The organism is Oscillibacter sp. ER4, from assembly GCF_000765235.1.
GTDB classification, from domain to species: Bacteria; Bacillota; Clostridia; order Oscillospirales; family Oscillospiraceae; genus Hominicoprocola; species Hominicoprocola fusiformis.
In genome coordinates, this window is record NZ_JPJG01000038.1 from 1 (window position 1) to 7,890 (window position 7,890).

General features: G+C 59.7%; 7 protein-coding genes. 2 read left to right on the top strand and 5 right to left on the bottom strand.

The features are described 5' to 3' along the window. The first annotated feature begins 144 nt into the window (after positions 1-144). The gene (gene nudC, locus NI20_RS0106685; RefSeq protein ID WP_033120639.1) at positions 145-1,008 is read left to right on the top strand and encodes an NAD(+) diphosphatase; all 864 of its coding nucleotides are present in this window, start codon (positions 145-147) and stop codon (positions 1,006-1,008) included. Between the two features lie 49 nt (positions 1,009-1,057). Here the strand turns inward: nudC and NI20_RS0106690 are convergent, their stop codons facing one another. The 5 genes from NI20_RS0106690 to NI20_RS0106710 are packed head-to-tail and all read right to left on the bottom strand — an operon-like array spanning position 1,058 to position 5,605. Beyond that, entirely contained in the window at positions 1,058-1,726 is a 669-nt protein-coding gene (locus NI20_RS0106690) for a hypothetical protein (RefSeq protein WP_033120640.1), read from the bottom strand. 23 nt (positions 1,727-1,749) lie between these two features. Continuing rightward, the gene (locus NI20_RS0106695; RefSeq protein WP_033120641.1) at positions 1,750-2,430 is read right to left on the bottom strand and encodes an N-acetylmuramoyl-L-alanine amidase family protein; all 681 of its coding nucleotides are present in this window, start codon (positions 2,428-2,430) and stop codon (positions 1,750-1,752) included. 1 nt (position 2,431) lies between these two features. Continuing rightward, positions 2,432-4,369 (bottom strand): hypothetical protein, encoded by a 1,938-nt coding sequence (locus NI20_RS0106700; protein WP_033120642.1) that lies wholly within the window; start codon positions 4,367-4,369, stop codon positions 2,432-2,434. Then, entirely contained in the window at positions 4,344-5,243 is a 900-nt protein-coding gene (locus tag NI20_RS0106705) for an ABC transporter ATP-binding protein (protein WP_033120643.1), read from the bottom strand. The genes NI20_RS0106700 and NI20_RS0106705 overlap by 26 nt, the downstream gene beginning before the upstream one ends. After that, complete coding sequence (locus tag NI20_RS0106710) at positions 5,240-5,605, bottom strand: GntR family transcriptional regulator (protein ID WP_033120644.1); 366 nt, start codon at positions 5,603-5,605, stop codon at positions 5,240-5,242. Before NI20_RS0106710 ends, NI20_RS0106705 begins: the two co-directional genes overlap by 4 nt. A 386-nt stretch (positions 5,606-5,991) precedes the next feature. Here NI20_RS0106710 and NI20_RS0106715 point away from each other — a divergent pair, with 386 nt between their 5' ends. Continuing rightward, entirely contained in the window at positions 5,992-7,395 is a 1,404-nt protein-coding gene (locus NI20_RS0106715; protein ID WP_033120645.1) for a sodium:alanine symporter family protein, read from the top strand. The last annotated feature ends 495 nt before the right edge of the window (positions 7,396-7,890 follow it).

The window sequence follows — 7,890 nt, forward strand, 5'->3', positions numbered from 1 at the left end:
ATGATTTCCGTGTGGCGCGAGGGGAAAAGGATCGAAGAGCTGAAGCGCAGACGCATGATCGAGGAATAAGCCCCGCTTGCAAATCCCGTCTATCCGTTGTAGAATAGCCCTGCTAAAGAACAAACAAGCGGGAGGAAAGCCGACATGATCCAGGATATCGAGCCGAAACATCTTTACAACGAGTGGAAAAAGAACGCCGTGCCGAAAAAGAGCAGCGCCGTGGTGCAGTTCCGCGGGCAGGACCTTTTGTGCCGCATCGACGACAACGGCCTCAAGTTCCCGTCGCGCTCGCAGTTTACCGAGTCCGACGAGGCGTTCACCTATCTTTTTGAGCTCGACGGGCGGGAGTATTACCTGCTTTTTGACGAAAACGAGCATGCGCTCGACGGCTACTCCTACCGCAACATCGGCCTTTTCCGCACGGAAAAGCCCAAGGAGCTCGCCTATGCGGCGGTCAGCGCGTGGCACCTTTGCTCGTGGTACCGCGACGCGCGCTACTGCGGCCGCTGCGGAGAAAAGCTCGTCCACGACGTGAACGAGCGCATGATGCGCTGTCCCAAGTGCGGCAACATGATCTTCCCGCGCATCAACCCGTCGGTCATCGTGGCCGTGACGCACGGGGACTACCTGCTTTTGACCAAGTACGCCAACCGTCCCGGCGCGCAGCGCACGGCGCTTGTCGCTGGCTTCACCGAGTTTGCTGAGAGCTTTGAGCAGACCGTACACCGCGAGGTGATGGAGGAGGTCGGGCTCAAGGTCAAGGACCTGCGCTACTATCGCTGTCAGCCCTGGGGCATCAGCGGCAACATCATGATGGGCTACTGGTGCAGGCTCGACGGCGACGACGATACGATCCATCTCGACAACTTTGAGCTGGCGGACGGCGCGTGGGTCAGCAGAAAGGAATTGCAGGAGACCTTCGTCAACAACGGTGTCGCCCTGACGGCGGAGATGATCTCCGAATTCGCCGCGGGCAGAGATCCTTACAGCCTGGAAGCGAAAAGCTAAAACAAAAAACGTCTGTCTCGGCCGAGACAGACGTTTTTTCATATGGATTTCAGATGAGGCCAACCGACAGCAGGCGCATATTGTCCCATTGACAAAGCTCGCGGAGCTCTCCGCCCTCGTACTCGTACAGCGTGCACGGATCCCACCAGTTGACGTTGAGCTTGACGAAGGCAAAATAGCGATAACCGTCCACGACGATGATCTGAAAGTCGAAGATCGCGTGGTCGATCTGGTCCGCGGCGGCGTGCATCATGGCGATCATCGTCTCGTCGGGTTCAACGACATTGCCGACAGAATCATAGAGCGTGGTGGCGACAAGTGTGTTGACCCTGTGCGAGCGGAGCGCGGTGGTGTCGAAGTCCGCGTAGTCGGCGGTGTAAAAGACGCAGGCGTCGGGCGTGAAAGCGTCGCAGGCGCGGCTTTTGCCGCTTGCACAGACCGTTTCGTAGACGTAAGCGGCGTCCTGCTCGCCGGCTAATTTGAGCGCGACGTGCAGGATCGGCTCGTCGGATTCGTTCCGGACGAAGAAAAGCAGCGCGAGACACAATGCGAAGCTGAGCAGCGCGCAGACCGCCTTTCCCCACGGGAAGCGGCGGCCCTGCCTGCGGCAGACGGCGTAGCAAACGGCCAGAATAAGACCGCAGACGAGCGCGGCGGGCACGGCAAAGCGCATGCCGCGCTGCAGTAGATAAAAAAGATAGGAAACAAAGTCGTGCATGAGATCCCTCCCGATTTGATTTCTCAGTTGGTTTCACCGCTCGCGGCATTGTCCTCTTCGATGCGCGCGCTCACGTCCTCGCGGAAGGTGAGCCACGCATCTTCGTTTTCCACATAGTATTTGGGGCAGATCTTACCCGTCACGTCGTAGTGGCGAATGACGTCTTTGGCGGGGTCAAGATCGAACGTCTCGCAGAGCCACGCGACGAGTTGTTCAAGGCTCTCCATCGTCGCGTCGTCAAACTTGCCTGTGTCGTCGGGGTGGCAGACCTCGATGGACACGGTGTAGTCGTTCGCGCTGTTGGAGCAGTAGGCGATCTCCGTCAGCGGCACGCACTGCAGAATCTCACCCTCCAGCCCGACGACAAAGTGGGCGCTCGCGTAGGTCTCGTGCGTCAGGGCGAGGTTGGCGAAAAAGCTGCGGTTCGCCGCGGCGGTCGTGCCGGGATTGCCGACATAGTGCACCACCACGCCGGAAATTTCCCTGAGCGGCGTGCCGGGGCGGGAATATTCGTTGAGGGGCAGATAGTCGACCGTGACAAAGTCCGGCACGCTGACATTCGAACCGGGGAGACTTCGGTGCGCGAGCGCATAGCGCAGCTTCATGCCGCCGAGAACGAGCAAAACGAGCGCGAGCAGGACGAGAAATGCTTTCTTGTTCCCGGTGCGGCGGCGCCTGCGCCGCCGCTTTGCGTTTTCTGCCATGTCAGTTCACGCTTTCCTCGGTGGAAGCGTCCTCTGTGGCGGGGAGAGTGTCAATGCCGTCGTCGCTGGGCGGCGTTACGGTGTTGGAGTTCAGCTCGGGCAGCAGCTCACTGAGTACTTGCAGGGTGTTGGGCGTCGAGCCATTCACAGGGGGGCTGAGCGTATACACCTCCGGGCGGCCTTTTTCATTGGTGGACTCAAAGTACAGTTCAAGCGAGAAGGAGATGGGGGGAGCGTACCGGTATTCCTGCACGGCGAAGATGTCGCTGCCGCCATTATCGGAATCCTGAACGTCCTGCATCAGCGCGGCGTAGACCTGTTCGGCCTGCGCGGCGGTGAGGGCATAGTCCTTTGTGTTGGATTTCTCATCGTAATAACAGTAGCTGTCGAGGAAGCGCGGCGTGTCGCCGAGGCGCTCGCAGCCGTTGCCGAGGACACGGCGGAGCACGGACTCTCTGCACATATAGAGCGCGTTCACGCGCGCTGTGACGGACGAGGGCACGGCGAGGTCACTTCTCCGCAGGTAGAGTGAATAGGAGCGCGAGAGCTGCGAGCCGTCCTTGAGGTAGTAGGTCAGGCGCAGGGAGAAGGGTTCGATGTCGTCATGATCGCTCTGGGAGAGCGTATCTGCGTCCGATGCGTCTGCGATGCGCGCCTGCTCGTTCCGGTTTTTGACGATGGCCTGGTGCGCCGCGGTGAGGCGGCGGATGGTATCGGCGTCGTCGGTCGTGACGTTCGTCATGCCGGAGAAGGTGTAGTAAACGGATTCGATCTCGCTCTCGTCCGGCACGCGCTTTTCATAGCCCGTGAGGTCGAAGCTCATGCCGATACCGAGCAGCACGAGGACGCCTGCGACGATCGCCGCGCCCTTCGCGCCTGCACGAAAGACGCGAAAGCTCTTTTTGATGAGCATCTCGGCGGCAAAGTAGCCCACAAGCCCCGCCGCCGCCATGCAGAGGATCGTGCCGGGCAGGGAATCGCTGCCGCTCGAGCGGTACTGGCCGAAGAGGAAATAGTAGAGGAACTGCCCGAGGGCAACGGCGGTGCAGAACGCCACGCCGTACTTGAAGATGGGCGTCGCCCACGGGAAAGCGACCGTCGAGCCGGTCATCTCGCTCTTGCGCGTGCGGTAGAGGAGCAGCGCGATGAGGGCGATGACAAGTCCCGCGAGCGCGTAGGCGGCAAGGATCATGAAAGAGCGGTGCTCGAGCGCGTAGGCGGTCACATAGTACGAGTCGCTCTCGCAGGTCTCGATCGAGGCGATGTCCACCACGGTGTACATATAGAGGGGCGGGGAGAGGAAACCGAGCGCAACGTCGGTGTGCCCACTGTAGCCGTAGAGGAAATTGCCCGCAAAGTCGCGCAGCAGATATTCCATTCCCGGAACGAGGATGTTGCCGACGAAATAGAAGACGGGCGCGGCGAGGATCTGCCCCGTCATCATCATGCACAGCACGGCGAAGGAGTAGAAAAAGACGGCTTCGAGCATGGCGCTGCCCATGGCCGCGCCAGTGACGTTCCAGAAACTGAGGTGCAGCGGGGCAGAGACCGCCGCGCCGAGCAGGAACGTGACGAGAATGGTGGAAAGCTGGCAGAACAGTCCCGTGAGGTAGGCGGTCATAAAAATCGTCTCGCGCCGCACGGGGAGCGCATGGAAGCCGTTCGTCGCGCGGCTTTGCGTCAGGTGCGAGAAGGAAAGCATCGCAAAGAAAAGGCCGAAGAAGAAGGAAATGAAGACGCCGCCGCGCACGCCGGTATTGAGCAGCAGGTAGGATGCATCCGCTGCGCTGTAACCGCCCTGATAGGCGGAAAGCTCTGAAAAGAGCATGACCGGCACGAGGAAAAGCCACAAGGCGGTGTAGCCGAGCCAGAGCGGCCAGGTGTGTTTGAGCTGGCTGCGGAATAAAGTCTTATCAAAGAACGATGTCGCGGATCGCATAGTCCTCACCTCCCAGTTCATAGATGAAAATTTCTTCAAGTGACAGCGGCACCGCGTCGATAAAGATCGGGTGCAGCGCGGCGAGCTGCTGTTCCAGTTCCTCTGCACTGCCGCGGCAGATGAGCGTGTGGACGCGCCCGGTCTGCGCGTGGTGCAGTACCTTGATCTCCTGCGGCAGGGCGGGCAGCTCCGCGCCCTCGAAGGCGAGCTGGAGCTTGACGGTATAGTCCTGCAATTCGCTCAGCGAATGTTCGAGCAGGAGCTTGCCGCGGCTCATCACGCCCACGTGGTCGCACACGTCCTCCAATTCGCGCAGGTTGTGCGACGAGACAAGCACTGTCGTGCCGCGCTCGGCAACGTCCTGCAAAATGAGACTCCACACCTGACGGCGCATCACGGGGTCGAGGCCGTCCACCGGCTCGTCGAGGATGAGATAGTCGGGCATCGTGCACATGGCGAGCCAGAAGGCCGCCTGTTTCTGCTGGCCCTTGCTCATGCGGCGCAGCGGCCGCGTTTCGTCCAGCGCAAAGACCTCTTTGAGCTTTTCGTAGCGCTCTAAATTGAAATTCGGGTAGAACCCGCGGTAAAAGCGCATCATATCGCGCAGCCCCGCCTGCATAAAGTAGAACCAGTCATCGGGGATGGAGGCGATGCGCGCCTTCACGCCCGCGTTTTCCCAGACCTCCTCGCCGTCAAAGCGCACGCTGCCCTCATCCTGACGGTAAACGCCCGTCAGGTGGCGCAGCAACGTCGTTTTGCCCGCGCCGTTTGGCCCGACAAGGCCGTAGACCGCGCCGCGCGGCACGCTCAGATCCGCGCCATCGAGCGCGGCAAAGCCGTCAAAGGTCTTTTTAAGACCTCGTACTTCGATCATTTCTCTTCTCCCTCCCTGCACAATGCTTGAATGTCTTCCTCGCTCACGCCCATGGCGCGCAGCTCCTGCAAGAGCTCTTTGAGCTGCTGCTCAAGCGATAAGCGGCGCGCGTCGTCCTGCGCGCGGTAGGTGTGCACGGCAAAGCAGCCCTTGCCGGGCACGGAGCAGCAGTAGCCGCTCGTTTCCAACTCGTTGTAGGCGCGCTGGATGGTATTGGGGTTGATGGCAAGCTGCGTCGCCAGCGCGCGCACCGAGGGGAGCTTATCCCCGTCGGCGATCGCGCCGGAGACGATCAGCCGCCGCAGTCCGTCGCACACCTGCTCGTAGATCGGGCGCGCGTCGCGGTAATTTAAGGTGATCATGGCATTCCTCCTGCATTCATCGGCTGCACAGCACGGCGAGCAGCAAAATGCCGAGCAGCAGTACAACAAGAACCGGGATCAGAAATATCAAGTGGAACATAGGCGCCTCCTGCTGTATTAAGTGTGTTAGTACAGTTAGGATAGCATGGCGGACACCGGTTGTCAAGCGGGGAATGCAAAAATTTTCCACCGTTTTGCCGTGCAAATCACTAAATGCAGGTAAAGAATGCATCAAAATTTATGCAGAATGTATGATTAGCCGTGCGCGCACGACAAAAAACGACACTTGCCCCGTTGACAGCGGGCGGCCGATTTGGTATTCTCTGAGATATGAAAGAAATTCATCAAACGTTTTACGGAATGTGATTTTTGGGAAGGAGAAGTGTATGGAACAGTTTATGAAGATCAACACTGCGGTCAACGGCTTCGTCTGGGGACCGGTGATGCTGGCGCTGCTGGTCGGCACGGGCATCTACCTGAGCATCGCTGTGGGCTTTATCCAGTTCACCAAGATCGGCTACTGGTGGAAAAACACCATCGGAAAGATCTTTAAGAAGGGCGAGGCCGGCGACGGCGAGATCACGCCGATGCAGGCCGTGTCCACGGCCCTTGCCTCCACCGTCGGCACGGGCAACATCGCGGGCGTCACGGGCGCGATCATTTTAGGCGGCCCCGGCGCCGTGTTCTGGATGTGGGTGTCGGCGCTTTTCGGCATGGTGACCAAGTTCTCTGAGGTCACGCTCGCCGTCAAATACCGCGAGCGCAACGAAAAGGGCGACTGGTGCGGCGGACCCATGTACTACATCAAAAACGGCCTTGGCCCCAAGTGGAAGTGGCTCGGCATCGTGTTCGCCGTGCTCGGCGCCATCGCGGCGTTCGGCATCGGCAACATCGCGCAGGTCAACTCCATCGCGGACTCCGTCAAGTCCGTCGCCATCGCGTTCAACGAGGACGCGGCGAATAAGGAGATGCTCATCTGCCTGATCACCGGCATCTGTGTCGCCATCTTCGTGGCGCTGGTGCTGCTCGGCGGCGTCAAGCGCATCGGTCAGGTCACGGAAAAGCTCGTGCCCGGCATGGCCGTCATTTACATCGTCTGCGCGCTCGTTGTCGTGTTTGCGAATATCAGCGCCGTTCCCGGCGTGTTCGCTTCCATCTTCAAGGGAGCTTTTAACCCCGCTGCCGTCACCGGCGGCGCGGCGGGCATGTCCATCAAGCTCGCCATGACCAAGGGCGTCGGCCGCGGCGTCTTCTCCAACGAGGCGGGTCTCGGTTCTGCGCCGATCGCGCACGCCGCCACGTCGGAAAGAAACCCCGTCAAGCAGGGCCTTTACGGCATCTTTGAGGTCTTTATGGATACCATCGTCATCTGCACGCTCACGTCCCTTGTCGTCCTCTGCTCCGGCGCGGCGGACGGCAACTACGGCAACAACGCGGCTGCGGGCGTTTCGACCACGGTCGCGGGCTTCTCGAGCGTCTTCGGCGCGAAGGCGGGCTCGGTCATTCTGGCGGTCGGCCTGCTGCTGTTTGCCACGTCCACCATCCTCGGCTGGGCGCTCTACGGCACGCGCTGCGCGGAGTTCCTCTTTGGCAGCAAGATCATCCGCCCCTATCAGATCATCTTCTGCCTCGTCGTTGTGGCCGGCGCGGTCGCGGACCTGACGCTCGTGTGGGATATCTCCGACACGCTCAACGGCCTCATGTCCATCCCGAACCTCATCGCGCTGCTGCTGCTGAGCCCCGTGGTCATCAAGGTGACGAAGGAGCATTTCGCGGGACTGAGAAAATAATCGAAATAGCGGCGAGGCTGCTTTTTGAGTGAGAACGAAACAGCAGTATATTTGCCGCCGTGCGCGGCGACAAATATGCTGCGCTGAAAAAGCCTCGCAGAGTTTCACGTCCGCAGACGTGAAAGCTGTAAAATCTGTTTTCTGCCGCGACATGCGCGCCCTCCAGAGGGGCTTCTCTTGCCCGCTACGGGGCAATTCACCTTCTGGCAGAAAACACTTTACGCGGAGCGAGCGTCGAATTGCCCGCTATAAGCGGACAATCGAGGCGCAGAGTGCAGCGAACCCTTTTCGAAAAAGTGGCTTTGCCACTTTTTCGACGGTCTCAAAGAGACGGCCTTGGCTGTCTCTTTTTTCTTCTGTTTTGCCGCGAGGGACGGGAAAAAGCAAAAAAGCGGTATCATTTCACAGGTTTTGCTTTACAATAGAAAAAAGCTGTGCTATCATAATTCAGCACGCTTATCGTGCGCATTCCCGCACTTAGGACGTGGAGGATTC

Excerpts from the sequence above, each read along its gene's own strand:
- nudC (WP_033120639.1), top strand. The coding sequence starts at position 145 with ATGATCCAGGATATCGAGCCGAAACATCTTTACAACGAGTGGAAAAAG.
- NI20_RS0106690 (WP_033120640.1), bottom strand. The coding sequence starts at position 1,726 with ATGCACGACTTTGTTTCCTATCTTTTTTATCTACTGCAGCGCGGCATG.
- NI20_RS0106695 (WP_033120641.1), bottom strand. The coding sequence starts at position 2,430 with ATGGCAGAAAACGCAAAGCGGCGGCGCAGGCGCCGCCGCACCGGGAAC.
- NI20_RS0106700 (WP_033120642.1), bottom strand. The coding sequence starts at position 4,369 with ATGCGATCCGCGACATCGTTCTTTGATAAGACTTTATTCCGCAGCCAG.
- NI20_RS0106705 (WP_033120643.1), bottom strand. The coding sequence starts at position 5,243 with ATGATCGAAGTACGAGGTCTTAAAAAGACCTTTGACGGCTTTGCCGCG.
- NI20_RS0106710 (WP_033120644.1), bottom strand. The coding sequence starts at position 5,605 with ATGATCACCTTAAATTACCGCGACGCGCGCCCGATCTACGAGCAGGTG.
- NI20_RS0106715 (WP_033120645.1), top strand. The coding sequence starts at position 5,992 with ATGGAACAGTTTATGAAGATCAACACTGCGGTCAACGGCTTCGTCTGG.